Source organism: Thermosynechococcus sp. QKsg1 (assembly GCF_031586415.1).
Taxonomy (GTDB): Bacteria; Cyanobacteriota; Cyanobacteriia; order Thermosynechococcales; family Thermosynechococcaceae; genus Thermosynechococcus.
This window is the reverse complement of sequence record NZ_CP134200.1, coordinates 2,321,212-2,343,966: the sequence shown is the minus strand read 5'-3', so window position 1 is coordinate 2,343,966 and position 22,755 is coordinate 2,321,212. Positions and strand designations below refer to the sequence as shown.

General features: G+C 53.9%; 22 protein-coding genes and 1 pseudogene. 12 read left to right on the top strand and 11 right to left on the bottom strand.

What is annotated here, in order from left to right:
• Window positions 1–76 precede the first annotated feature (76 nt).
• Entirely contained in the window at window positions 77–1,273 is a 1,197-nt protein-coding gene (gene sat / locus RHP47_RS11470) for a sulfate adenylyltransferase (protein ID WP_149821001.1), read from the top strand.
• Window positions 1,274–2,039: 766 nt separating this feature from the next.
• On the opposite strand, the gene RHP47_RS11465 is transcribed toward sat, so the two are convergent.
• Window positions 2,040–2,183: a hypothetical protein gene (locus RHP47_RS11465; protein ID WP_181495457.1), complete on the bottom strand. Its 144-nt coding sequence runs from the start codon at window positions 2,181–2,183 to the stop codon at window positions 2,040–2,042.
• Between the two features lie 349 nt (window positions 2,184–2,532).
• On the opposite strand from RHP47_RS11465, the gene RHP47_RS11460 reads away from it, so the two are divergent.
• From RHP47_RS11460 to rlmB, 3 genes are all read left to right on the top strand, one after another.
• Complete coding sequence (locus RHP47_RS11460; protein WP_286649663.1) at window positions 2,533–4,092, top strand: glycoside hydrolase family 3 N-terminal domain-containing protein; 1,560 nt, start codon at window positions 2,533–2,535, stop codon at window positions 4,090–4,092.
• Window positions 4,093–4,177: 85 nt separating this feature from the next.
• The gene (locus RHP47_RS11455) at window positions 4,178–5,488 is read left to right on the top strand and encodes an META domain-containing protein (protein WP_286625796.1); all 1,311 of its coding nucleotides are present in this window, start codon (window positions 4,178–4,180) and stop codon (window positions 5,486–5,488) included.
• Between the two features lie 28 nt (window positions 5,489–5,516).
• Window positions 5,517–6,398 carry a 23S rRNA (guanosine(2251)-2'-O)-methyltransferase RlmB gene (gene rlmB / locus RHP47_RS11450; protein ID WP_310840539.1) on the top strand — a complete coding sequence of 294 codons (882 nt, stop codon included), beginning with the start codon at window positions 5,517–5,519 and terminating at the stop codon, window positions 6,396–6,398.
• On the opposite strand, the gene RHP47_RS11445 is transcribed toward rlmB, so the two are convergent.
• Together RHP47_RS11445 and RHP47_RS11440 are read right to left on the bottom strand one after the other, a co-directional pair.
• Window positions 6,395–7,603, bottom strand: coding sequence for a 4-hydroxy-3-methylbut-2-enyl diphosphate reductase (locus RHP47_RS11445; protein ID WP_286625794.1), 1,209 nt, complete (start codon window positions 7,601–7,603; stop codon window positions 6,395–6,397). The genes rlmB and RHP47_RS11445 overlap by 4 nt on opposite strands.
• Window positions 7,604–7,645: 42 nt before the next feature.
• Entirely contained in the window at window positions 7,646–8,833 is a 1,188-nt protein-coding gene (locus RHP47_RS11440; RefSeq protein WP_310841403.1) for a 1-deoxy-D-xylulose-5-phosphate reductoisomerase, read from the bottom strand.
• 117 nt (window positions 8,834–8,950) lie between these two features.
• Between RHP47_RS11440 and RHP47_RS11435 the strand changes: the two genes are divergently transcribed.
• Window positions 8,951–10,129: a DNA double-strand break repair nuclease NurA gene (locus RHP47_RS11435; RefSeq protein ID WP_310840537.1), complete on the top strand. Its 1,179-nt coding sequence runs from the start codon at window positions 8,951–8,953 to the stop codon at window positions 10,127–10,129.
• 2 nt (window positions 10,130–10,131) lie between these two features.
• Here RHP47_RS11435 and RHP47_RS11430 read toward each other — a convergent pair whose 3' ends face one another.
• On the bottom strand, window positions 10,132–11,640 hold the full coding sequence (locus RHP47_RS11430) for a hypothetical protein (protein WP_310840535.1): 1,509 nt from the start codon (window positions 11,638–11,640) through the stop codon (window positions 10,132–10,134).
• A 117-nt stretch (window positions 11,641–11,757) separates the two neighbouring features.
• Between RHP47_RS11430 and RHP47_RS11425 the strand changes: the two genes are divergently transcribed.
• Entirely contained in the window at window positions 11,758–12,459 is a 702-nt protein-coding gene (locus RHP47_RS11425; protein ID WP_310841401.1) for a YggS family pyridoxal phosphate-dependent enzyme, read from the top strand.
• Here the strand turns inward: RHP47_RS11425 and RHP47_RS11420 are convergent.
• Together RHP47_RS11420 and RHP47_RS11415 are read right to left on the bottom strand one after the other, a co-directional pair.
• Window positions 12,413–12,784: a hypothetical protein gene (locus RHP47_RS11420; protein WP_286625787.1), complete on the bottom strand. Its 372-nt coding sequence runs from the start codon at window positions 12,782–12,784 to the stop codon at window positions 12,413–12,415. The genes RHP47_RS11425 and RHP47_RS11420 overlap by 47 nt on opposite strands.
• 93 nt (window positions 12,785–12,877) lie before the next feature.
• Window positions 12,878–13,561, bottom strand: coding sequence for a DUF4177 domain-containing protein (locus RHP47_RS11415; protein ID WP_149820983.1), 684 nt, complete (start codon window positions 13,559–13,561; stop codon window positions 12,878–12,880).
• A gap of 201 nt (window positions 13,562–13,762) precedes the next feature.
• Between RHP47_RS11415 and RHP47_RS13070 the strand changes: the two are divergent.
• A pseudogene (locus RHP47_RS13070) lies at window positions 13,763–14,110 on the top strand (hypothetical protein); the annotation flags it as partial.
• A 3-nt stretch (window positions 14,111–14,113) separates the two neighbouring features.
• On the opposite strand, the gene RHP47_RS11405 reads toward RHP47_RS13070, so the two are convergent.
• Window positions 14,114–14,593 (bottom strand): hypothetical protein, encoded by a 480-nt coding sequence (locus tag RHP47_RS11405; RefSeq protein WP_310840531.1) that lies wholly within the window; start codon window positions 14,591–14,593, stop codon window positions 14,114–14,116.
• Between the two features lie 152 nt (window positions 14,594–14,745).
• Between RHP47_RS11405 and RHP47_RS11400 the strand changes: the two genes are divergently transcribed.
• Both RHP47_RS11400 and RHP47_RS11395 read left to right on the top strand, forming a co-directional pair.
• On the top strand, window positions 14,746–15,045 hold the full coding sequence (locus tag RHP47_RS11400) for a nucleotidyltransferase domain-containing protein (RefSeq protein WP_149820981.1): 300 nt from the start codon (window positions 14,746–14,748) through the stop codon (window positions 15,043–15,045).
• The gene (locus tag RHP47_RS11395) at window positions 15,045–15,362 is read left to right on the top strand and encodes a hypothetical protein (RefSeq protein WP_149820979.1); all 318 of its coding nucleotides are present in this window, start codon (window positions 15,045–15,047) and stop codon (window positions 15,360–15,362) included. The genes RHP47_RS11400 and RHP47_RS11395 overlap by 1 nt, the downstream gene beginning before the upstream one ends.
• Before the next feature lie 66 nt (window positions 15,363–15,428).
• Here RHP47_RS11395 and RHP47_RS11390 read toward each other — a convergent pair whose 3' ends face one another.
• Both RHP47_RS11390 and RHP47_RS11385 read right to left on the bottom strand, forming a co-directional pair.
• Window positions 15,429–15,962, bottom strand: coding sequence for a hypothetical protein (locus RHP47_RS11390; protein ID WP_302679522.1), 534 nt, complete (start codon window positions 15,960–15,962; stop codon window positions 15,429–15,431).
• A gap of 75 nt (window positions 15,963–16,037) precedes the next feature.
• Window positions 16,038–16,334, bottom strand: coding sequence for a hypothetical protein (locus RHP47_RS11385; protein WP_310840529.1), 297 nt, complete (start codon window positions 16,332–16,334; stop codon window positions 16,038–16,040).
• A gap of 298 nt (window positions 16,335–16,632) precedes the next feature.
• Between RHP47_RS11385 and phoU the strand changes: the two genes are divergently transcribed.
• Together phoU and RHP47_RS11375 are read left to right on the top strand one after the other, a co-directional pair.
• Window positions 16,633–17,271: a phosphate signaling complex protein PhoU gene (phoU, locus tag RHP47_RS11380; protein WP_310840528.1), complete on the top strand. Its 639-nt coding sequence runs from the start codon at window positions 16,633–16,635 to the stop codon at window positions 17,269–17,271.
• A 132-nt stretch (window positions 17,272–17,403) separates the two neighbouring features.
• Window positions 17,404–19,284: a caspase family protein gene (locus RHP47_RS11375; RefSeq protein WP_310840527.1), complete on the top strand. Its 1,881-nt coding sequence runs from the start codon at window positions 17,404–17,406 to the stop codon at window positions 19,282–19,284.
• On the opposite strand, the gene RHP47_RS11370 is transcribed toward RHP47_RS11375, so the two are convergent.
• Window positions 19,281–20,126: an ABC transporter permease gene (locus tag RHP47_RS11370; RefSeq protein WP_149820969.1), complete on the bottom strand. Its 846-nt coding sequence runs from the start codon at window positions 20,124–20,126 to the stop codon at window positions 19,281–19,283. The genes RHP47_RS11375 and RHP47_RS11370 overlap by 4 nt on opposite strands.
• Window positions 20,127–20,171: 45 nt before the next feature.
• Window positions 20,172–20,822 carry a bis(5'-nucleosyl)-tetraphosphatase (symmetrical) YqeK gene (gene yqeK, locus RHP47_RS11365; RefSeq protein ID WP_149820967.1) on the bottom strand — a complete coding sequence of 217 codons (651 nt, stop codon included), beginning with the start codon at window positions 20,820–20,822 and terminating at the stop codon, window positions 20,172–20,174.
• A 353-nt stretch (window positions 20,823–21,175) separates the two neighbouring features.
• On the opposite strand from yqeK, the gene RHP47_RS11360 reads away from it, so the two are divergent.
• Window positions 21,176–22,744 carry a serine/threonine-protein kinase gene (locus RHP47_RS11360; RefSeq protein ID WP_149820965.1) on the top strand — a complete coding sequence of 523 codons (1,569 nt, stop codon included), beginning with the start codon at window positions 21,176–21,178 and terminating at the stop codon, window positions 22,742–22,744.
• Window positions 22,745–22,755: the final 11 nt, after the last annotated feature.

Below are 22,755 nucleotides of genomic sequence, written 5' to 3'. Positions count from 1 at the left end.
TTCGTCCAATAATGACTTCTATCTTAGTTATGAAGTTTTGCAACAGGTTCATCCAGCCCCAAAAAGGAGTTCGACCTTGAGTCCATCAGCAACAGTACAGACAAAGGATGCGATCGCCCCCCACGGCGGTATCCTCGTCAATCGGATTCTCTCCCCCGAACAAAAACAGGCGTGGCTCGCCCGTGCCGATCAATTGCCCCGCATTACCCTCGATGAACGCGCTGTCTCCGATTTAGAACTCATCGCCATTGGTGGCTTTAGTCCCCTGACCGGCTTTATGGGACAGGCCGACTATGAGCGAGTGGTCGAAGAAATGTACCTTGCCAATGGGTTGCCTTGGTCAGTTCCCATTACCCTCTCCGTCAGTGCGGAGGTGGCGGCTCCCCTAGAAATTGGTCAAACTATTCGCCTCGATAACGCAGCCGGTCAGTTTTTGGGAATTCTTGAACTCACCGAAAAATACACCTACGACAAACGCCGTGAGGCGCGCTGTGTCTATCGCACCGAAGATGACAAACACCCCGGTGTCAAGGTGGTCTATGAACAGGGAGAAGTCAACCTTGCAGGCCCGATTTGGCTCCTAGAGCGGCATCCCCATCCCCAATTTCCCAACTATTGTATTGATCCGGTGGATTCCCGTACCCTCTTCCGTGAAAAAGGTTGGCGCACCATTGTGGGGTTCCAGACCCGCAATCCGATCCACCGCGCCCACGAATATATCCAAAAATGTGCCCTTGAAATCGTCGATGGTCTCTTTTTGCATCCCCTCGTAGGTGCCACCAAGGAGGATGACATTCCCGCCGATGTGCGGATGCGCTGCTATGAAATCATGCTCGAGCACTACTTCCCCAAAGATCGGGTGATTCTGGCCATTAATCCGGCAGCGATGCGCTATGCAGGGCCACGGGAAGCCATTTTCCATGCCCTCGTCCGCAAGAACTACGGCTGTACCCATTTCATTGTTGGTCGCGATCACGCTGGTGTGGGGGACTACTACGGCACCTACGACGCCCAACATATCTTCGATGAATTTGATCCAGCGGCCTTGGGGATTATTCCCTTGAAATTTGAGCATGCCTTCTACTGCACCCGCACCCAGTCTATGGCCACCAGTAAAACCAGTCCCAGCAAACCCGAAGAGCGCATTCACCTCTCAGGGACAAAGGTACGGGAAATGCTGCGCCGGGGCGAATTGCCACCTCCAGAGTTTTCGCGTCCAGAAGTAGCAGCAGAACTGGCACGCGCCATGCGACAACCGCAACTCACGCCATAGCCTAAACATAAAACGAGGGGGTCAAGCTGACGGCAGCAAGACCCCTAACGAAGTTAGCAATGACGAAGTAACTCAACAACTAACGTGGACAAAACGTGGTTTTAGCTGGCGATCCAAACCCCCACTAGGCGATCTCAACCGATCAAGCTTGGAGCATGGACACTAGGTAATGAATTGCTGTCAACGTTGACGACCTTGGATACTGGGAGGTTACCTAGCTTTGCCTTAACTCCCATGGACGACAGGATGGGGACTTCGGCAGTAACCACACAAACGATAAGGCTGGATAAAGCGAGAAGACAACTATACAACGGTGAAGCTCAAAGGATTGGTTTTGATATTACTCGCAAGACAGGAGTGAGATTTATCTTGGAGTAACTTTGCTTTATCCCGAACTCAAGGACTGGGAGGCACAAGCCTTAAGTTCACTCTTATCGTTAACCTTTCTTTCTGTGCCTACTTTTAAGTTAGCATAGGCCTTTGGGAATGCTCAAATGTTAACGGAAAATTCAATATCTGAAATATTCCTTAACTGATTCTGAAATATGTCGTTAGATTCAGTGGTTGCAACCTTTTGGTGGTATCCTTAGCGCTGAGCGTTATCTCTAGGTTTTAACAGTTTGGGCGATCGCCCCAAGCTCATAAAAAAACTAAAAAAACTGCACCAGCCCCCTAATTGCCGCTATGGCGGAGCTGATGCGGAAGGAATACTAGTTATTTTTACCTGTAAAGTCTCTACAGGGATTCTGCTTGCGGAAGACAGTAACTAACTCTTACGGGAGGGCGTTCCCGTGAAGGGCTGTGCTCCTGTAGAAGGATAGTGATCATTGCGAGGGGTGAAGATGCGCCCAAATGCCTCCATCAAAAAGACCATCATACTTTGCAGTTTCTCACGTAGTGCTTTTAACATAGGTCAACTCCTAAAGAAAGCGATTTAGGCTTCAGCCTTTGGCTTAATGATTGAACACCGCAGGAAAAACTTGAAACTTGCTCTCCCGAAGCAACGGAATCGGACTTCGCCTCAAGATCATTAGGTACAGCCCTTTTCACATGAATGGAACACACTCAAAACAAGTAAGGCTCCTATAGAGGAGGTTCATTTCCCCTTATGCAGCCCGTACTTAGAAAAGGGCTGTAAAGGCTGTACTTTTAGTATAAAAAATCAGACCAGTTACCTGAGAGGGTTTGAGACAATTTTTTATATGCTGAATAAGAAAGTTATTCATTTGTGAAATTTTGCTCTGAATGAGATCACACCCATGACATTTATTCCCCCTCTTTCTGATCTTTCACTGCGGGCACAGGTGGCGCAGATGGTGGTTGTACGAGCCAGTGGCTACCTCTACGACAGCCAGATTCAGTATCCCGCTTGGGAGCCGCCCCAAAACACCTTAAAACACTGGATTAAAGACTGGGGAGTTGGTGGGGTGATTCTCTTGGGGGGCAGTGCCGTCGAAGTGGCAGAACGCTGTCGGCAACTCCAATCTTGGGCCACGATTCCACTGTTACTAGCGGCGGATATTGAGGAGGGGGTTGGTCAACGCTTCAGTGGTGCCACACAATTTCCCCCGCCAGCAGCTTTAGGTGCCATTGCCCAAAAGAACCAAAAACGGGCGGTTGACCTTGCAAAGGAAATGGGGGCATACACCGCAGCCGAAGCTTTAGCCATTGGCTTGAATTGGGTTCTCGCCCCGGTGGTGGACGTGAATAATAATCCCGCAAACCCAGTGATTAACGTGCGTGCCTTTGGCGAGGAGCCAGACATTGTGAGTACCCTTGCAACCGCGTTTATTCAAGGGGCACGTGCCTATCCAGTGCTCACAACGGCAAAGCACTTTCCCGGCCATGGGGATACAGCCACGGATTCGCATTTGGAACTGCCCGTGATTCCCCACGATCGCGATCGCCTGCAAGCCATTGAATGGCCGCCCTTTGTTGCTGCCATTGCCGCCGGGGTGGATACCGTCATGAGCGCCCATGTCCACCTACCCACCTTGGATGCCGAGCGACCCGCCACCCTGTCTCCCCCGATTCTCACGGGAATCCTGCGCCAAGAGATGGGGTTTAAGGGTCTAATTGTGACCGATGCTTTGGTCATGGGGGCGATCGCCAACACCTACGGTACCGCCGAAGCTGCCGTCAAAGCCGTAGAAGCAGGTGCCGATATTCTGCTCATGCCCTTGGATCCGCCGGCAGCCATTGAAGCGGTGGTTGCCGCCGTTGAGTCAGGGCGGATTCCTCCTGAGCGCATTCAGGCCGCTGTAGCCCGCATTCAAGCCGCGAAGGCTCGCCTTCAGCCTCTAGCATTACAGTTGGACTATTTCCAAACGACACCAGCCGTTGAGGTGGCCACCACCATTGCCCAAGACAGTCTCGAGCGGGCTGGCCAAGCCTTGCAACCTGTGCCCTTAGGGGTGAATTGTCTGATCGTGGATGATGCTCTACACGCTAGCTTTTTGAACCGTACTTGTCCCGCATTGACACTGCCCCCCACTTGGGGCTTTGACCAACGGGTGGTGATTGATCAGCAAACGCCCCTCACCATGATTGAGGGCTTCCCTAAGGCACCGACCTTAGTGCAGGTGTTTAGTCGCGGCAATCCCTTCCGAGGCAAAGCGGGTTTAAGTGCGCCAGCGATCGCCACCCTCGAACGACTGCAAGCCCAAAATCAACTGGCGGGTCTGGTGGTCTATGGCAGTCCCTACGCCTACCGCGAAATTGCCCAGCATCTGCACTCCGACGTGCCCCGCGTTTTTAGCTATGGGCACTACAGCATCGCCCAAGGTCTGGCTCTAGCGTACTTGCTAAAGGTTTCTTGATCTTTTGCGAGGGAATCGATAGGGAACCCCTATACTCTCTGTACGTCCCTAGAGATACCCCCATAGAGCTTGGTCTTTCATCACCATGATTAAGTTTCCCACTGCGGTTAGCTTGGCAACGCTCTACACAGTCACCACAACGCTGGCGATCGCCCCCCTGAGTTTCGCCGCCCCCCAGTCTTGGCTCGATCAACCGCCGCGCAACTGGAATCCCAACCTTCCTATCCTAGATATTCCCCCGCGGGGCAATCCTGATCCCAGTGAGTTGAACCGCTGTCGCAGCACCCTACGTTCTCCCCAATCCATGGCCGATCGCCTGATCCAACAGCGAGGCTGGTATCTCGTGGGCACCCCGATTCGCCATCAGAATGTGGAAATTATTCTTGGCAATAGTCGCTTTGATGGCATGTGTCGCCCGATGGGGTATCAGGCCTTTGTTTTTTCCGGAGGACGTTACTTGGGAACGCTATCGCCGAATCTCATGGATTCCCGCGCTGATGGCTCATTCCTAGGCGAGGTCAAGTTCCAAAACGATGGCACCTTCACCGCAGACTTTGCCCGCTACACGCCCAATGATCCCCTCTGTTGCCCCAGTCGCATCAGTACTGTCACCTATCGCCTCGCAGGGGGACTCCTACCCCTGCCGCGCTTGGTGCCTGTGGCGGTTTCCACACAAGCAACAGCAAATAACCCTCCCTCCCAACCCCCAGAACTGAGCCTCAGCGGTCAACGCTGGCGTCTCAGACGCATTGGCAATCAAGCCGTGCCAGTGGATACCGCCTTTATTGAGTTTGATAGTGCTAACCGCCGTGCCAATGGTTTTACGGGCTGTAATAGCTTTAATGGTGGCTACACCGCCAACGGCCCGCGTCTGCTTTTTGCCCCCTTAGCCACCACCCAACGCCTCTGCGGCCAAGAACCCCTTCAGAGTGTGGAAACCCAGATGCTACAGGGGCTAAGTCGCACCAATCGCTACCGCGTTCAAGGAAATACGCTGCAACTCTTTGAGGGCAATCGCCTGCTATTGACCTTTGAAGCGGGTGCGACGGAAAGTCCCCTCAGTGGCCGCTGGCAACTGCAGCGCCTAGCCAATATGCCGATGCCACCGCGCAATCCCATGAATACGGCGTTTATTGAGTTTGATAGCAATGCCCAGCGAGCAACGGGCTTTAGTGGCTGCAATAACTTTAACGGTGGTTACAGCGTCAATGGCCAGCAATTGCGGTTTTCGGCAGTGGCGACAACGCGGCGCGCCTGTATTGGCCAACGGGCACAAAGGATGGAGATGTCGTTTTTACAGACCCTTGAGCAAACGAACCGCTACCGCATTGAGGGAAATACATTGACGTTCTATGATGGCGATCGCCCCCTTGCGATGTTCCAGCGAACACCCTAGGGAAGATCTGCAATCTTAGTGACTTTTCATGACCGAGAAACCTCGTCCCCGCAAAAAAAACCGACCGATCGCGACCCGCCCTCCTCGCCCCCAGCGACGCACCCCAGCTCAACCAATTCGGAAAGCACCCCCAACTGCCGAGGATGCCCCCGAACTCCTCTATGGCCGCCATGCCGTGCTCTCAGCCCTTGAAAGTGGCCGCCCCTGCAACCGTATTTGGGTGATTCCCTCGCTGCGCTACGATCCACGTTTTCATCAACGCTTGAATGAAGCTAAACAGCAGGGGGCGATTATTGATACCGTGACCCCCGAACGCCTCGATCAACTGTGCCAGGGGGGGCGCCATCAGGGGATCGCCCTTCAGGTGGCTGCCTATCACTACTGGTCCCTTGAGGATCTCTTGGCCAAGGCCGCAACCGTGAATCAACCAGTACTCTTGGCTGCCGATGGTATTACGGATCCGCAAAATCTTGGTGCCATGATCCGCACTGCGGAAGCCCTAGGCATGCAAGGGGTGATTATTCCTCAACGGCGAGCAGTGGGCATTACTGCAACAGTGGCCAAAGCCGCCGCCGGCGCCCTAGAGTATTTGCCGGTGGCACGGGTGATTAACCTCAACCAAGCCCTTGAAACCCTTAAAGAAGCCGGCTACTGGATCTATGGCCTCTCGGAACGTGGCGCGGTGCCCCTACCGAAAATTACCTTCGATCGCCCCACGGTCTTTGTGGTTGGTAGTGAAGGGGAAGGAATTAGCCTGCAAACGCAAAAGCACTGCGATGAAATTGTCGCCATTCCCTTGGCGGGGCGCACCAATAGCCTAAATGCCTCAGTGGCGGTGGGCATTGCCCTCTACGAGATCAGTTGTCAGCGATCGCCCGCTTGGGATTTGACCCAAGCATTAGAGGCCTAGGAAACCGCTACCACAGACCGCAGGGCAAAAATTTTATTGAGAACCGCCTCGACCACCTTATCGGGAGTGGAGGCACCGGACGTAATGCCAATGGTGATTGGGCGATCGGGCAGCCAGTTCTCGGTAACAGTGAGAGCGTGATGCAGCGGTTTGTGTTCAATGCGATTCCCCGGCCCAATGCGATCGGCAGAATCAATGTGGTAGGAAGGAATCCCATGTTCAATGGCAATTTCTTGGAGATGGGTGGTATTTGATGAGTTGTAGCCACCGATTACCACCATCAGATCTAAGGGTTCCTTGACCAAGTTCAGCATTGCATCTTGGCGTTCTTGGGTGGCATCGCAAATCGTGTTGAAGCTCATGAAGTGCTCATTGAGGCGATCGGGACCATACTTTTGGATCATCGTGCGTTCAAAGAGTTTGCCAATTTGTTCGGTTTCCCCCTTAAGCATCGTTGTTTGATTGGCAATGCCGACCCGCACCAGATCGCGATCGGGGTCAAAGCCCGCAGAACAGGCCTTGGCAAACTTGGCCATGAAGGCCTCGCGATCGCCTCCCTTGAGGATGTAATCGCAGACATAGCGGGCTTCTTCGAGGTTGAGGACAATCAAATAGGTGCCCGCAAAGGAACTGGTGGCGATCGTTTCTTCGTGGTTGTACTTACCGTGAATGATCGAGGTGAAGCTCACCTTTTTGTGCTTTTCAACACTGTGCCACACTTTCGAGACCCACGGGCAAGTGGTATCGACAATCGTGCAGCCCCGCTCATTCAGCAGTTGCATTTCTTGGACACTGGCACCAAAAGCGGGCAAAATCACCACATCCCCTTGGCGCACCTCACTAAAGTCCTTTGCCCCATTGACCACCGGAATAAATTCCACGGCCATTTGCCGCAGGCGCTCATTCACCGAGGGATTGTGGATAATTTCATTCGTGATCCAGATGCGCTCCGTGGGAAAGTGGGTGCGGGTTTCATAGGCCAAGGCAACGGCACGTTCTACCCCCCAACAAAAGCCAAAGGCCTCCGCCAAGCGAATCGTTACATCCCCCTCCTGCCAGCGATAGCCATTGGCGCGGATTTGCTGAATCAGCGAACTTTGATACTCCCCTTGCAGCTGCTGGTTTACTTCCTCACCGTGGCCAAAGCCTTTGCGGTGGTAGTTTTCGGAACTATGTAGCGATCGCTTGAATGCGCGGGTATCCATTGGCTTTCCTCTGAAGCAATCTGTATGGTATTTTGACACACTCTATAGCGCAACCATGGGGCTAACTCCCCGTTGTGCCAACTCCTGTACCGTTTCTCGCGCCCAGCGATCGGCGGCCAAAATGTCCTCTAGGGTAGGGTTGTTAATGTTTTGGGCAGAGTAGCGATCGCAGGTCATCTCAATCAGGCGGGGAATCTCAAGGAACGAAATCGCCTCGGCAATAAAGAGCGCCACCGCCTGTTCATTGGCAGCGTTCAGCACCGCTGGCATTGCCCCACCAGCGCGACCCGCAGCATAGGCCAGCCCCATACAGGGATACTTTTGGTGATCCGGCGATCGAAAGGTTAAATCTCCTGCCTTTACCAAGTCCAGTGATGACCAGTTGGTGGGAATTCGCTCTGGCCACGAGAGGGCATACAACAGCGGCAACCGCATATCTGGCCAGCCCAACTGCGCCAGCACGGAGGTATCCTGCAACTCAATCAGCGAGTGGATAATGCTTTGGGGATGGATCACAATCTCGATATTGTCGTAGTCCATGCCAAAGAGGTAGTGGGCTTCAATCACCTCTAGGCCTTTATTCATCAGGGTTGCCGAGTCCACAGTAATTTTGGGTCCCATTGACCAGTTGGGGTGTTTGAGGGCATCGGCCACCGTCACTTGCGAGAGTTTTTCCACCGGCCAATCACGAAAAGCGCCTCCGGAAGCAGTGAGAATAATTTTCCGCAGTCCTCCCTCGGGCACCCCCTGCAAACACTGAAAAATCGCCGAGTGCTCAGAATCAGCGGGCAAGAGCTTGACACCGTACTCCTGAAGCAGCGGCAAAACCACGGGCGCACCGGCAATCAGCGTTTCCTTATTGGCCAAGGCAATATCTTTACCCGCTTTAATGGCGGCGATCGTCGGCACCAGACCGGCACAACCAACAATGCCGGTGACCACAACATCGGCATCCCCATAGGCCGCTACCGTCGCAATACCGGATTCCCCCGCCACCAGTTGCGGTTTTTGGGGCAGATCGGCCAGTGCCGCCTCTAACTCTGGCAGTTGCTTGGCATCGGCAATACTGACAATCTCCGGCTGAAATTGGCGAATTTGCGGAATCAGTCGCTCCAAGTTACGACCCGCCGCAAGGCCAACGACACGAAAGCGATCGGGATATTGGGCAACAATGTCAAGGGTTTGGGTACCAATGGAGCCAGTGGAGCCAAGGAGAGTGAGTGCCTTCACAGTTTTTGGGGGAGGGTCAGTGGACACCTTAATATCTACCGCAGGAGGGGACACAAGGCAAACCCATACCTATTCCGTTGAGAATAGCAAGAGGCGTTTCTCTAGTCTTTCCCAGTCATGGTGTTACCCCTTTCCCAACTGGTGCAGCAACTAAATCATAAAAAGGCCGAATTTCTCAGCTATGACACCGCCCTAGCTCAGGTGCGACAGGCCTACCAACAGGCTCTCAAGACATGGCAGCAGCAAACCATTGCCGACATCACCGCTGCCATTGATCCCCAGATCTCAGATTGGGGGGCACGTCCCATTGAACCATGGCCTCAGGGGTGGCGCATTCCCTTGGGGGTACAGTGGCCCCATCGTCAGGCGGCGCGGGAGTGGGCAATGACTCAACTCATGGATGTCACCACTGTGGCGGTGGATGGTTCCCAGATTGTGCCCAGTGAAGAGCTATTTTTGCCCGTGGGTGTGGTACAGGCGGGGTGGTTTCTCAATCCCCATCGGCGCGATCGCCCCTACGCCAAGGAAATTGTCCTTGAACTAATTACACCAGCGGAACTGCGCCAAGCGGAAGAACAGTTGCGACAGCCGCAAATTTATCGCTTCCACGAACGCTATATCCATCTGCGCCGCTTTGAACTGGAATTAAAAACCCTACGGGAGCGCATGGCCGAGGTAACCGCACCCGCATTACTATTGTTTGATGGCTCCTTTGTGGCCACGTTTGCCGAGTCCTATGCCCCCGAGTGGCAGAGGCGATATGTGGCGGCACTGTGCCAAACCCTTGCCGCGAGCCGGCAACACCAGATTCCCTTGGTGGCCTATATTGATAGCTCTCAGGCACGGGATTTGGTGACTCTTTTAGGACATCTGGAGCAGCTGGCGCCGAGTCCCCACCTCTCGGATGCCCAACTGTTGAGCACGGTGTTGACCCAATGGGGCGATCGCTCCCCTGTGTTTATCTGCGATCGCGGCGGCATCCTTGAAAATTATGGTGCTTGGGCCAAGGGCATTGGCTTTTGCTACCTCAAGGCCCATCAAGGCTATCCCGTGCGCCTCGAACTCCCTCTCTGGCTCTACGAAGCGGGCTTACTGGATCAGGTGATTCGCTGGCTCTGCGGGGAGCTGATTACCGGTCAAGGCTATCCCTATGCCCTTGGAGCTGCCGATCAATTGGCCGTTCTCCAAGGGAGCGATCGCCAAGCCTTCCTCAAGCAATTGCAAGTCTGGGCAGAGGGCGTCGGCATGGAACTGCGCTTTAGTCGCAAATGGGTAAGTAAGCAGCAGCGGCGTTAGCTCTATTGGGACGAATTTTGCAGCGCCTTCAGTGCCTGTTCCAATTCCCCTTGCGACCTCGGCATCCAGTCTTTGCCCCGCAATCGCCGCAACATTTCTAGGGCTTCCTCACGGGTTTGACCAGTATTTTGTTGGTGCCGTTGCCAGAAGTCGTCCCACCAGCCGGGGGGTTGCTGCTTGCTGCCTGTGTATTCCGTGGGGCGCCCAGTGTCACCATCAATGACGAGGCTGCCGACATAATCGGCATTGCTATAGACCTTGGCAATTTGATCCTTGATGTGGCGCATATCCTCGGCAGCAACAACGCCATTATCGGTGGCTTTATAAAATTGCACCGTGACGCGGATGGGGAAGCGGGGATCCCGCTCGATCGGCAGGTTATCAATTTCAGTGAAGGGGCCTTCCACCTTGCCATAACTAATGACTGCCGCCTCCACATTGGAACGACCAGCGCTAGGTGCTGCCTCCATGAGGGCGGGGGCGGGCATCGAGAAAGGGGGCATAACCGATCGGGGCCGAGGGGCTTGCTTCAGGGGCACTTGGATCAGCATCACCATATTCATCCCCGCCGCTTCCGCTTGGGCAGAGGTAATCTCACCACCACCAGTTCTCACCCCAAAATCACTGGCGCGTTGTCCCACTAGGCTCGCCCGTTCGCCATTCTTATTGAAAAACAGTCGCTGCCCCCACGTCTGCCCCGCTTCAAAGGCATCCCGCTTGTTGTCAATAACGGTGGCGCTGGTACCTTGGCGAGTGACGAGAATTGCTAAAACCGCTGGATTTTTTTCGTAGCTCTGGTAATTAAACAGCACAGGGTTAAAGGTGGCTTCCCCTTGGGGTGGAATGGGTAGGAAACAGGCTTGGGCACTCACCAGCACATGGCTATCGCGATCGGCCAAAAGGGAGCGACGATTCCCTGCCCAGGAGCGGGGATTGTGGAGATACTTGCGGAAGTTACCGAGAAATTCCTTGAGGTTGACCCGTTGAAGCGGCTTGCCCTTTTCATTGCCCACCAAGATAAAGAAGCGTTCGAGGGGAATATCCGCTGTGCGATCGCTAAAATTGGGAAAGCGAATCACGGGCATCAGACTCAGTTCATAACCCTTGGTGCGTGGGTTGTACTGCTGAATTTGAATCGTCATGTCACTGATATTAGGGCCGACGGCAGAGTTGTGGTAGCGAGCGGTGTCCTCCCATGTGATGTCAAGAATGTTCAAGCCATATTGCTCGGCAAGCCGCCGCGCTTCTGAGTTGTGGATCATGCTGCGGGTGCGCTCAATGACTTGGCGGTAGCGATCGTAGTCAGCCACAGAAACGCGCGGTGGCGGTTCAGGTTGTGGTGGGGGTTCAGGTTTAGAGAGTGGCGAGGGGTTTGATTCAATTCCCCAATTGGGTTGACCTTGGGCAGAGGACATAAAGTTTTCTCCTGGGGAGAGCAACTTCCCCACTAAAAGGGTACCGAGAGCGAGTAAACCAATGAGGCCAAGGGAGAGTTTGAGGGGCACAGCCATAGCAGCGTTCTGAATCCTACCCTCTAGCCTAGTCAAGGAGACTGAAAATCCTGCCATGGTTTCACTTTTTGCAACAGGGTTTTAGGATCAAAAAGCATCCTTGCCCGCAAATTGCCTGTGTTATCCGCTGCTGAAATTCGCGATCGCGCCACCCACCTCAAATCAACGCTTCCCCCCCATGTCCGCCTCATTGCCGTGAGTAAGTTTATGCCAGCGGCCGCGATTCGGGCTGCCTACGAGGCCGGCATTCGGGATTTTGGCGAAAGTCGTGTCCAAGAAGCGGCCAGTAAACGCACTGAATTGGCTGACCTCACGGATATTACCTGGCATCTCATTGGCCATCTGCAAACCAATAAAGTGCGGCAGGCGCTGCAACTCTTTAACTGGATTCACACCGTTGACCGCTGGAAATTAGCTGAGCGCATCAATGCCATTCTCAGGGAAACCGACGCCCCCAGTCCCCACTGTCTACTGCAGGTGAAGCTCCGCCCCGACCCCCAAAAACACGGCTGGGAAAGATCCGAACTGGAAGCAGCCCTTCCCCAACTCGATGCCCTCTCCCATCTGCGCTGCTGTGGCCTGATGACGATTCTGCCCTTGGGGTTGCCCCCCGCAGAGCAATTGCAAGTCTTTCAGGAATTGCGGGCTTGGGGCGAGGAACTGCGTACAAAACCGTGGCAGCAGCTGCAGTGGCAGGAGTATTCCATGGGTATGACGCAGGACTATCCCCTTGCGGTGCAAGCTGGGGCAACCATGGTGCGCATTGGCACGGCTATTTTTGGCGATCGCCAAGCAACGCTAGAAATTCACCACGAGTAATGCCCTTGGAAGGGGTTGGTTCGGGAATCATCACCGGTGGCGGAAAGAGGGGACTGCCCGGCGACCAAAGTTCAACGCTATCGCAGTGCTGATCGTAGTACTCAGGATCAGTGGTGACCCGCACCGCTTGGGGTAGGCCGGGGGCAAGGTAGGCCACATCCACGCGATCGCCCGCTGGGGAATGACGCGGTGCATCATACAGATAATGCCAAACCAAAGCACGGGGCGAACAGGTCAGAACTGGTTCAGGGGTGGGGGCAGCTTTTGCGACTTGAGGGGTATAGAGCGTTGGGGTTTCCCGCAGGCGGCGGGCTTGCAGGGGCAAAGGGCAGTAACTTTTCCTCTAGGGCAGCCGGCACACTCAGCACGCGGGCACGGCGCGATCGCCCCTGCCACCCTGTCATTGCTTGAACCCTATCTAAAACCACGTCTTCCGCTTAAAAAGCAACACCACCCTATTGGGGCGCACATTGGGCTGCAAACCTGTTACGTATTCCTCGTTGCCAAAATTGGGATGCACCGTTTCATCCTCCACAAAAGAATCCACTAGCTCCCAACCCTGCTTACCCAGCTTTTCTACCTCACTCTCCAACTCCATCAGGGAAACTTCTTTTGCGGAAAATTTTGGGTACGCACCTAAAGATACTGTTTTTGCCGTAACATATACTGTCTTGTACTCCCACTTGCTATTCGGGAAAAGTCCCCCTAGCAACAGCATGAGGAAGATCGCAAGGGCTGATGTCGCCGTAATGGTTTGATTATAGAACTGAAACCGCTGCCCAAATTCCGAGAGACCTGTTTGCAGTGTTTCCTGAATAACCGCTTGCGGGGGTGGGGGGGATAGCGGTTCGGCATATTCCCATTCAGGGGTTCCCCCAGTTTTGCGCCCATAAAATTTCACGAAGTTGATCCGTCCCAAGGGTTGCCGATTTAGGATATCCACAGTTTGATCCGCTAGAGCCGTAAAGTCCACTGTTTTGTCCCTAGGGCGATTGAAAATCACTGTGAGTTGAGAGCCTGTTTGTGAAACTTCAACCGTCACTGCTTCACTGGCGATCGCGCCTTGGATCGCTTGCTTGATAGCCTCAAGATTCGTTTTCATCACTGCTCATCCCACAATATCTTTGCCTAAGTTTTATCCATTGGAGTAAGGATGCAATATGCACCGCTACGCCTTTTTTCTCCGTCCAGTCAAAGCCAAAAGCTACACTAAAAGAGCGATGCCGCAGGAACCAAGCAACAGACTGCAAGATGACTAGACCTGCTATTTTCTAGCCCGCACAGTCCTATACCTTTCGATAACTACGCTCAACTGCGCATCGAGTATCCCCTCACCGTCAGTGACCAGCTTAAAGGCTCCCTCGACTACTACCTTTACGCTGTCGGCAAGCTGCTGGTGGTTGAAGCCCAAAATGCTGACCTTGCCAAAGGCTTTACCCAACTGGCCGTTGAACTGATTGCCCTCGACCAATAGACAGAGAGTCCGCAGCCCATCCTGCAAGGGGCAGTTTCCACCGGGGATATTTGGCAATTTGGCCTCCTGCATCGAGCGCAAAAGCAAATTCAACAAAGCCTAACCCTGTACCGCGTTCCCGACGACGATCTTGAGACTTTGATGCGGATTCTTGTTAAGATTTTGGAGCCAAATTAATTTTTATTCCTGCAACAACAATCGTAGTGCTGCCAAGACCCGCCGAGGATTCTGGTGATGCAGTGCCATGCCCAACCAATAGGCCGCTTCCTCCTGTCCCATTTCCTCAATCCCCATCACACAGGCCATCATTTTGTCGCGACTGCGCATCGGCGCCAACACCCGAAAAATTAACCCTAGCCGTAGTGCCACCTCTTCTGTCAGGGAATACACCTGAGGTTCATGGGGCAGTACTTTCCCCAGCTTCACGCGCGATCGCGCCAATTGCCGTAGCACCCGCTCTTCAATGAGGGCAAGATGTCGTCCTCCTAAGCCCCCCAAACGCAAGGGCTTCACCAGATCGGGCGTTGCCACCGCAAGTAGTTGCCACACCTCCATGTGCAGATCACTGGCACGGCTATAGGTCACCCGCAGTTGATAATTCGGCTGGCCAAGGGCAGACTCTAGGCTGGGAAGGGGAGCCGCTGTCGTTGTTGGGGTCATGCTACATCTCTAAGGTCTCAGGATCAATGCCCAGTTCTTGCAGTTTAGCTGCTGCCCGTGGCCACTGATGAAAATCTGCACTACCCAAACGGCAATCTTAGGCCCAGTCTCGACTTAAGATCAATTTAATAGAGGAATGAGCAGGCGATCGCATGCGCTTAACACCTGAACAAGTGACTGGCATTCGCTCTATTGTCAGCGAATTGGCGGGCGAAGAAGCCACCGTTCGCCTTTTTGGTTCTCGTATCTACGATGATCTGCGGGGCGGCGATGTCGATCTACTCGTGGAACTGCCCTATCCAGTGGTATCGCCTGCTCTACTGGCTGCCCGCCTTGCTGGCCGAATCAGCCGCTTTTTGGATGAACGCAATGTTGATGTGGTTTTAGCGGCACCCAATCTCCTCCGTTTGCCCATCCACGAGGTTGCCCGTCAAGAGGGGATTCTTCTGTGATGCTCGATTCGCGACTTGCTGCCCGCTGGCAGTATCTCTCCCAGTTGGTAGAGCGGGAAATTCTACGCTTGGAAGCCACTGACCGGCGTTTGTTTGACCAGCCTTTTACACCAGAGCGTGCTCGTCAATTGACTGAGGATGAGGATTTAGCCGAGCGAGTGGATGCTTTTGTCTGCCGCTTTAGTCGTCTCCAAGATACCGTTGGCGATAAGCTATTGCCGACCTATTTGGCTGTGCACGGCGAGCGTACGGCAACGTTTGCCCAGAATCTGGATCGGGCTGAAAAACTGGGTCTGATCCTCGATGCCCAAGCCTAGATAGATATGCGTAAGCTGCCCAATTAAATGGTGCATGAATACGTTGAAGATGCGGCAATTTTAGCTTCAGCGCTTGAGGCGGCTCATGGGTTTGTACCGGTATTGATTGCAACTGCTCGCCGTTTGCTCATAAACGCGACGTGAATTCCTCCTAGGTCGCAATTGAGGCACTTGCCTGCACATGGGCTGCCCCACCCCTTGGCGACAGAGGCGTTCTGTGACCTGCTCTGGGGTATTGCCCGCCAACTCTAACCCTTTGAAAAACTCGATCGCGTAGGTGGCATGAAGTTCTTTCTCACTGGCTGCTCGCATCTGTGCTGCCCAAAAGTCCTTCACAGGTCCTAGATCATTGAGATTGCCCTCGTACTCAAATTCGAGGTGACTGCCCGCCACTGTCTGACAGTTACCCTGCCACGAGACGGTTGTTTTCGTCTCAGGGAGTTGACAGACATAGGCCAGAATCACAAAGGCATCATTTCCCTCCTGTCCCGCCAACGCCCATGCAATTTCTCCCCAAGGAGTGCGTGCCAAAATGCCCGGTGCCAACTGGCGACCGTTGAGCGGATCCGCATTTTCACCATCAAAGGCAGCAACCCCCACCTTTTGCCGAGGCAGTAAGGCTGGATCAATAAACTCATTGAGGTGACTAGCATTTGCAAGATTGCCTAGGATATGTCACAGGGCGATAAGGGCATGGGTTTTCCCGCCGCCATAGCTGGTATCAAGGCGAAAAATTGCCCCCACCTGCTCATGGCTGCCCTGAAGTCGCTGGCAAACACTGGTGAGTAGCCGCAATCCCCGCGTGGGATGGGTATGGGCAAAAAATTGCTGTGGGTCTTGATAGGCGGGTGGTGCTTGACCGCGAATCACCTGCGCTAAATCTGCCGCGAAATCTGAGTCGACGATCTGCTCTTGACGGACATCCGCACGGGGCGTACACACTTGAAACAGGGACGGTAAACCCGCCTCCATGAATTGGGGTCTCCTAATTTAGCTTACTTAGAAGCCTCACAGTCTTTTGCTCTCACTTTACAGCTCTTTTCGCAATAATGGCACCTGCTCAACACAGCAGAAGCTGGCCTAGGATAGCCTCCCATTTCCTTCGATGTACCCCGTATTTGAGAAAAGCACTGTGGTGTCGTCACTGAATGTATCCCGAATTTATTTCGATAAAGAACTTATTAATACCAATTCAATTTGAAGATACCGCTAATGGTGGACTCGTTGCGATTTTATTAGGCTTAATGTTACAAAGAGCTGGTCTGAGGCCGTGGCCACCCATTTTGAACGGCAATTACAACGTCTGCGCAGTGACTTGCTGCGACTGGGGACACTGGTGGAAAGTGCCTGTCAGTTGGCCTATGGTGTCTTGATTGAGCGACATCTCCTCAGTGTCGAGCAGTTGATCCAAAGGGAGCAGGACATTGACCGCAGCGCCCAAGAACTCAATCGTGAGGCGATCGCCCTGCTGACATTGCAAGCCCCTGTGGCCGAGGATCTCCGATTTTTGGTCATGCTCTCGCACCTCTGCCGCGATCTAGAGCGGATCGGCGATTATGCCCTTGAAATTGGCCGTGCGGGTCAAACGCTGCTGCGCTATCCACCCCCACCCTGCCTTGAGGACATCCGCGTGATGTTCCAGCGATCGCAACTGTTACTATCGGAAGCCCTATCCGCCATTGCTAATTTGGATACTGACGTCGGGCTAGCCCTTGCCAACTGCGATGATGCCGTCGATGCCGACTATCAACGTCTTTATGAGCGACTCTGCACCCCTTTGGATCCGCAAGAACCAGTGGAATTGCGCTTAATCCTCCTGCTGCTGATTCGCAACCTAGAGCGCATTGGTGATCATGCGGTAACCATTGGCCAGCGCGTCTGCTTCATTGTGCGGGGGGAAGACCCCTAGGAAAAATTGACGTTTTATGCTCGCTGTGCGCTGAATTGCGTCCACAACCTTTGAGAATAGAACTAGTCCTAATTCATAAGTGTTGTCGTGCCTGTGCTCGAATCTGAGGATGGGCCTGTTGGGAGGTAAGGCATGAGGTTAAGCCGTCGTTCTTTTTTGTACGGTGCTGCGGCACTGACACTGATGCCGTGGGTTTGGCAAACGGCAGGCGGCTCCTTGGCAGACTCTCTTCGTCCGTGGCGAGCACTCCTGATTGGCATTAACCACTATCCCCAGTTGGTGGGTGTGCCCCCTTTAGGCGGTTGTCTAACGGATGTTGAGCTAGTGAAAAACCTATTGCTAGATGGCTGGGGGCTAGCGGACAGTGACATTACGCTACTGACGGAACAGGCGGCAACCCTCGATGCGGTTCAAGAAACCCTAGGGGTGCTGGAGCACGCTGGTCAGCCCCTGTTAGTTTACTTTAGTGGCTACGGCACGCTTTGGCAGCAACAACCAGCACTGGTTTTCGCCGATGCCACAGCAGCAGGTGAGGGCATCTTACCGCTTGCTGAATTACTGCGTACCAAAGGGGTACAGGTATGGCTCGACACCCGCTTTAGCCCGCCACCCATTGAGGGGGAGATGTTGCGCTGGCGATTTGTGCCGTTGCCGCCTGTAGAGAGCCGTGGCACAGGCCAAGTTCCCAAGGATCATCTGCTGCTCTGGGTCGATTTGGGGGTAGAAACGCACCTGAATGGCGTTCCTATGGGACTCTTTACTGCTAGTTTGAGCCATTATCTAGCGGCTTTGGGGGGCGATCGCCCCTTGGCGACCAGCCTGATGTACACCGCCGATGAACTGCGCTGGCAAACTGGGGCAGAAATTCATCTCGTCAGCGATGGATTGCCGGGGAATGTCCCCCTACCCCACGGCTTTGATGGTGTGGTGCAAAGTACCGGTCACGATCGCGCCCTTCAAATCTGGTGTGGCGGCCTCAGTCCTTGGCTATTAGCCCATTGTCATCCCCACAGTCGTTGGAGCACTGCCGATGGTGCCACGGTCGTTGACATGGTTAGTTTTAATGGCATCATGGCTCAGGGGGTAAGTGGTCAGCCCCTGCAAGTGGGCGATCGCCTCTATGAGCAACAACGGCGCCTAGGGAAAAATCTGCAGCTACAAGTGGCACTAGACCCCAAGCTGAGCAAGATTGAGCGGGTAGATGCCATCAATGCCCTGACCAACGAAGAGAACGTTGCTGTGCTCAACGGCAGTGAATCGCTGCCAGATGTGGTTCTTACCAGAAGTGCCACAGGGGGTAGCTATGGGTTGGAATGGCCAGTGGGAACGTTGCTCCAACACAGTTGCACAGGGACCAATGAAGCCGCCAAAGCCAGCATCCGTCGCTTGAACCCCCTGCTGAATGCCCTGCTGGCTCAAAAATGGCTGACACTGACCTTGAACCCCACCTCTAGTCAGGTGGCCGTGTGTACAACCCTTGAGCAACTATCGCCAACCGCAAAACTCCTGAGCCGCCAATCCCCCCCCCGCAGCCCCAATCCCCTGCCAGATGTCCTGAGCACCAAGCTGCCAGCTACGAATTTAGACACCCCCCTCACCTTGGCCAAGGGGGATACTTGCCGCTGGAGCCTCTACAATTATGGCGATCGCCCCCTCAACATTGTCGCCTTGGCTTGGGATAGCAGTCAGGGCATTCTCCTCCTGCCGCTGCAAACACAGTCGTGGCAGTTGGCGGTTGCGCCGGGCTTGAATATTCCCCTTTATACGTGGACGCTGAATCGCCCTTGCCAATGGCTGAAGGTTTTTATCATCAGCAGCCACCGCCCCCTGCCTCGTTTTAGTCAACTGAGTAGCCACCCTAGCCATTCAGAGCCATTGCTAATTTCTGGTGAGGATAGTCTTGCCTTGGTTCTCGGTCTGCTAGGGGATCTCAGCAGTGAACCGGAAGGGAATGAGTTTTGCTTGGATGTGCGGGAGTGGTGTACCCAGGGCTTCACGCTGCGGGTGGTCTAGGCCAAGCGCCGCCGCAACAGGGGTTGAATGAGTAGGCTCATCCCTACGGCAACCGCCAAAAGAATCAGCAGCGCTGCTCCCAAGCTTAGGGATCCCCAAGGCGCCACCATGACCACATCACTAAACTGCCAGTCAGGATGTAAATAGACATAGCGAATCGGTTCAATCGCCAAACTGAGGGGATTGAGGCTGGCAATCCACTGCAACCAGCGCGGCATAAACGACAGGGGCACCAAGGCAGTACTGGCAAAGAGTAACGGCAGGTTGATCACAAAAATCACCGCCAACAGTTCAATGTGACCGGGCAAGGCAAAGGTGAGTCCGAGACTCAAGGCTGTCACACCAAAAACCAAGATTAGTACGGTGGCCAAGACAACTCCAATGCCCGCTAAATTCGGTAGCCCGGTTCCTAGCAGCACCCCTAGGCTGGCGATCGCCACCACCTGAATCAAACTCAGGGTTGTGATGAACAAAGCCGAGGCCAACACAATTGAAAACCGCGAAGCCAATGGCGCCACCAACAGCCGATTCAAAAAGCCAAACTCACGGTCAAACATCACCGGCAGCCCCGCATTGAGGGCGCCACTAAAGGCGGTAAAGACAATAATACCGGCACAGAGAAACTGACCATAATTGGTACTCTCGCCAAACAGACCCTGCGGCACATTCTGGAAGAGGGCACCAAAGAGGATCAGCCAAATCAAGGGTTGTACCACCCCCGCCACCAGTGTTGAAGGGCGCCGTTGCAGTTGGATAAACAGGCGACGGGTCAAAGCGAGCGTTTCCTGAATGAATTCACCTGAGAAAATACCGGGAACAGCCCTTGCTGAAGCGGTGGTCATAACGCAACTCCGAGATCAAACCTGTTTTCTAGGGTAGCAAGGCCTCTAAACCTTGGCGGCGCCTTTCTTTTCGCTCTTTTTCGGTTTTGCTGGTGCCACCTGCATTGCCCAGTTGCGGGTGAGGATCATGCGGGGGTGAATTAAACGGTGCTGGTCAACCAACCACAACAGCGTGCGATCGCACACCCGCCACACCGCCTCCTGTAAATTTTGGTGAGCCACCTTGCGCAATTCCTCTAGCTCCACCGTCTGGCCTCGCCCCGGCTCCAAGCTATCCGCGAGAAACACAACACAACTCAAGGCATCCATTCCCGGTTGACCCAAGGTATGGTTGGCAACGGCTGCTAAGACCTGTTCATCGGTAATGCCAAATTGCTGTCGCGCCACAAGGGCACTCACATCCGCGTGAAGCAGGTGGGGATCCGCCTCATCCACCTCCGTAATCGGCAGCCCCGCCTCCCGTGCCATGCTCAATAGCCGCTCCGGCGGAAAGTACTTTGCCAAATCGTGTAATAACCCCGCCCAAGCAGCGCGATCCACATCCAAACCGTGGTGTAGGGCTAGCTCCGCTGCCATCGTTTCTACCCGCAGGATATGTTGGAGTCGAGGTGCAGGCACGTTCTCCGTCAACCACGCCAAAACCTGCTGGCGATCGCACAGCGAATCTTTAGCATCAGTTGTCACAAGCGGGGTCATAGCCAAAGCCACAGCAGGGATGATGAAGTGCTACCCTTGTATCATACCGAAGGCGCTTTTCACAAGGTTGGGAAACCCTTAAAACAGTCAAAGCTACTGTCGAGCAGGATCAGCTTCCTCCCTATGCATCCCATATTTTAGGAAAGGGCTGTAAGCGTTTTGTCCAACTTCCGTAATTTCACGGATAGGGTGAGGCAAAGAAAAAAGAGTATCGTAAAAGTACGGAGTCGTCCTGTGGAAGCTATTGAATCATACTAGCGGTGGGGGCACATTCCTGTGAGCTGTGACTTGAAAACAGGTCACCCTATCACCCTTCCCCCTGTTGAACGTGCTGTTCATCCCCTTGGCTGCTTATGAGTTACTGCCTAAACCCAAACTGTGTCAAGCCAGAAAACCCCGATCATGTAGAGGTTTGCCAATCCTGTGGCAGCAAATTGTTGCTCAACGATCAATACAAAGCCATTAAAGTGCTGGGGCGGGGAGGGTTTGGTACTACCTTTTTGGCCGTGGATACAAAACTGCCCGGCAACCCCAGTTGTGTGATTAAACAATTACGGCCAGCCGCCACCGCCCCCCATATCTTGGCCATGGCGCGGGAACTCTTTTTGCGGGAAGCGACCACCCTCGGCAAAGTTGGCAACCATCCACAACTGCCGCGTTTGCTTGGCTACTTTGAAAATGAAAATGAGTTCTATCTCATCCAAGAATATGTGGGTGGCCTCACCCTGCAACAGGAGGTCAAACGCTTTGGCCCCAAAAGTGAAGAAGAGGTGAAGCAGGTTTTGCAGGAAGTGCTGCCCATCCTTGATTACCTACACAAAAATGGTGTGATCCACCGTGACATTAAGCCTGCCAACTTGATCCGCCGTGATATTGACAACAAGCTAGTGCTCATTGACTTTGGTGCAGTCAAAGACAAAGTCACCCAGGCGATGGTGGAAAATGCCCCAGAGCTATCCACATTTACCAGCTTTGCCGTGGGAACGCCGATGTATGCGCCGCCGGAGCAAATGGCCATGCGTCCCATCTATGCCAGCGATATTTACGCTCTGGGTGTCACCTGTGTTTATCTCCTCACTGGTAAATCACCCAAAGAGATTGAGCGAGATCCGCACACGGGGGAATGGCATTGGAAGCGGTACGTCAAAAATATCTCCCCTGGGTTTGCCGCTCTCCTCGACAAAATGCTGGAGGATAGCGTTAAAAACCGTTACCAAAGCGCGATCGATGTCCTAGCCGATCTCCAGCTCCTTGATTGCCAAGAAACACCTGCGCTGGCTGCCCCTACCGTTACAGCAGAGGATGATGACCTCAGTAATGCCCTTGCAGCCCCTCCCAGCCAAGGCCGACCCCGTGGATCAGCTCAGTCCTCTAGTTATGCCTCCTCTGTGCGTCAAAATGCTGCAGCAGCTCGGTTGCGGCAATCGCGGATGACAGGATCTCCATGGGGTGGGCCGCCAGTTGTGGGGGCAGGCTCGGGTCAGCATCTGCGCCCCAAAGTCACCGTACGGATGACGGCTGCCCAAGTGCTAACGGCCTATAAGCGGGGAGAACGGGATTTTGTGGATGTCGACCTCTCCAATGTGGTATTGCGCAATGCCGATCTCTCCGGTGCCAATTTTGCCAATGCCAATTTTACCAATGCTGATTTGAAGGGTTGTATCCTCACCAATGTGGTCTTGCGGGAAGCCAATCTTCAAGGAGCTAACCTGAGTGATGCCAATCTCTGCGGTGCCTATCTGGTGCAAGCCAACTTTGAGCGGGCAAATTTGAAGGGAGCAAAATTGCAGGATGCCTCGATCTCAGGAGCCAACTTTACCGGTGCCGATATTTCTGGGGCAGACTTCAGTATGGTCTCTGGAATGGTTCAAGGCCAACTCGATCGCGCCAAGAAGAACTGGTTTACAAAGTTGCCTAAATAGAGGGGCGAGTT

What these genes read in the sequence shown, in the direction of transcription:
- RHP47_RS11465 (WP_181495457.1), bottom strand. Translation starts at nt 2,183, where the DNA reads ATGTTAAAAGCACTACGTGAGAAACTGCAAAGTATGATGGTCTTTTTG.
- RHP47_RS11400 (WP_149820981.1), top strand. Translation starts at nt 14,746, where the DNA reads ATGCGCTTAACACCTGAACAAGTGACTGGCATTCGCTCTATTGTCAGC.
- RHP47_RS11360 (WP_149820965.1), top strand. Translation starts at nt 21,176, where the DNA reads ATGAGTTACTGCCTAAACCCAAACTGTGTCAAGCCAGAAAACCCCGAT.
- RHP47_RS11385 (WP_310840529.1), bottom strand. Translation starts at nt 16,334, where the DNA reads ATGGAGGCGGGTTTACCGTCCCTGTTTCAAGTGTGTACGCCCCGTGCG.
- RHP47_RS11395 (WP_149820979.1), top strand. Translation starts at nt 15,045, where the DNA reads ATGCTCGATTCGCGACTTGCTGCCCGCTGGCAGTATCTCTCCCAGTTG.
- RHP47_RS11435 (WP_310840537.1), top strand. Translation starts at nt 8,951, where the DNA reads ATGGTGTTACCCCTTTCCCAACTGGTGCAGCAACTAAATCATAAAAAG.
- RHP47_RS11430 (WP_310840535.1), bottom strand. Translation starts at nt 11,640, where the DNA reads ATGGCTGTGCCCCTCAAACTCTCCCTTGGCCTCATTGGTTTACTCGCT.
- RHP47_RS11460 (WP_286649663.1), top strand. Translation starts at nt 2,533, where the DNA reads ATGACATTTATTCCCCCTCTTTCTGATCTTTCACTGCGGGCACAGGTG.
- RHP47_RS11445 (WP_286625794.1), bottom strand. Translation starts at nt 7,603, where the DNA reads ATGGATACCCGCGCATTCAAGCGATCGCTACATAGTTCCGAAAACTAC.
- RHP47_RS11405 (WP_310840531.1), bottom strand. Translation starts at nt 14,593, where the DNA reads ATGACCCCAACAACGACAGCGGCTCCCCTTCCCAGCCTAGAGTCTGCC.
- yqeK (WP_149820967.1), bottom strand. Translation starts at nt 20,822, where the DNA reads ATGACCCCGCTTGTGACAACTGATGCTAAAGATTCGCTGTGCGATCGC.
- RHP47_RS11370 (WP_149820969.1), bottom strand. Translation starts at nt 20,126, where the DNA reads ATGACCACCGCTTCAGCAAGGGCTGTTCCCGGTATTTTCTCAGGTGAA.
- RHP47_RS11415 (WP_149820983.1), bottom strand. Translation starts at nt 13,561, where the DNA reads ATGAAAACGAATCTTGAGGCTATCAAGCAAGCGATCCAAGGCGCGATC.
- RHP47_RS11375 (WP_310840527.1), top strand. Translation starts at nt 17,404, where the DNA reads ATGAGGTTAAGCCGTCGTTCTTTTTTGTACGGTGCTGCGGCACTGACA.
- RHP47_RS11455 (WP_286625796.1), top strand. Translation starts at nt 4,178, where the DNA reads ATGATTAAGTTTCCCACTGCGGTTAGCTTGGCAACGCTCTACACAGTC.
- rlmB (WP_310840539.1), top strand. Translation starts at nt 5,517, where the DNA reads ATGACCGAGAAACCTCGTCCCCGCAAAAAAAACCGACCGATCGCGACC.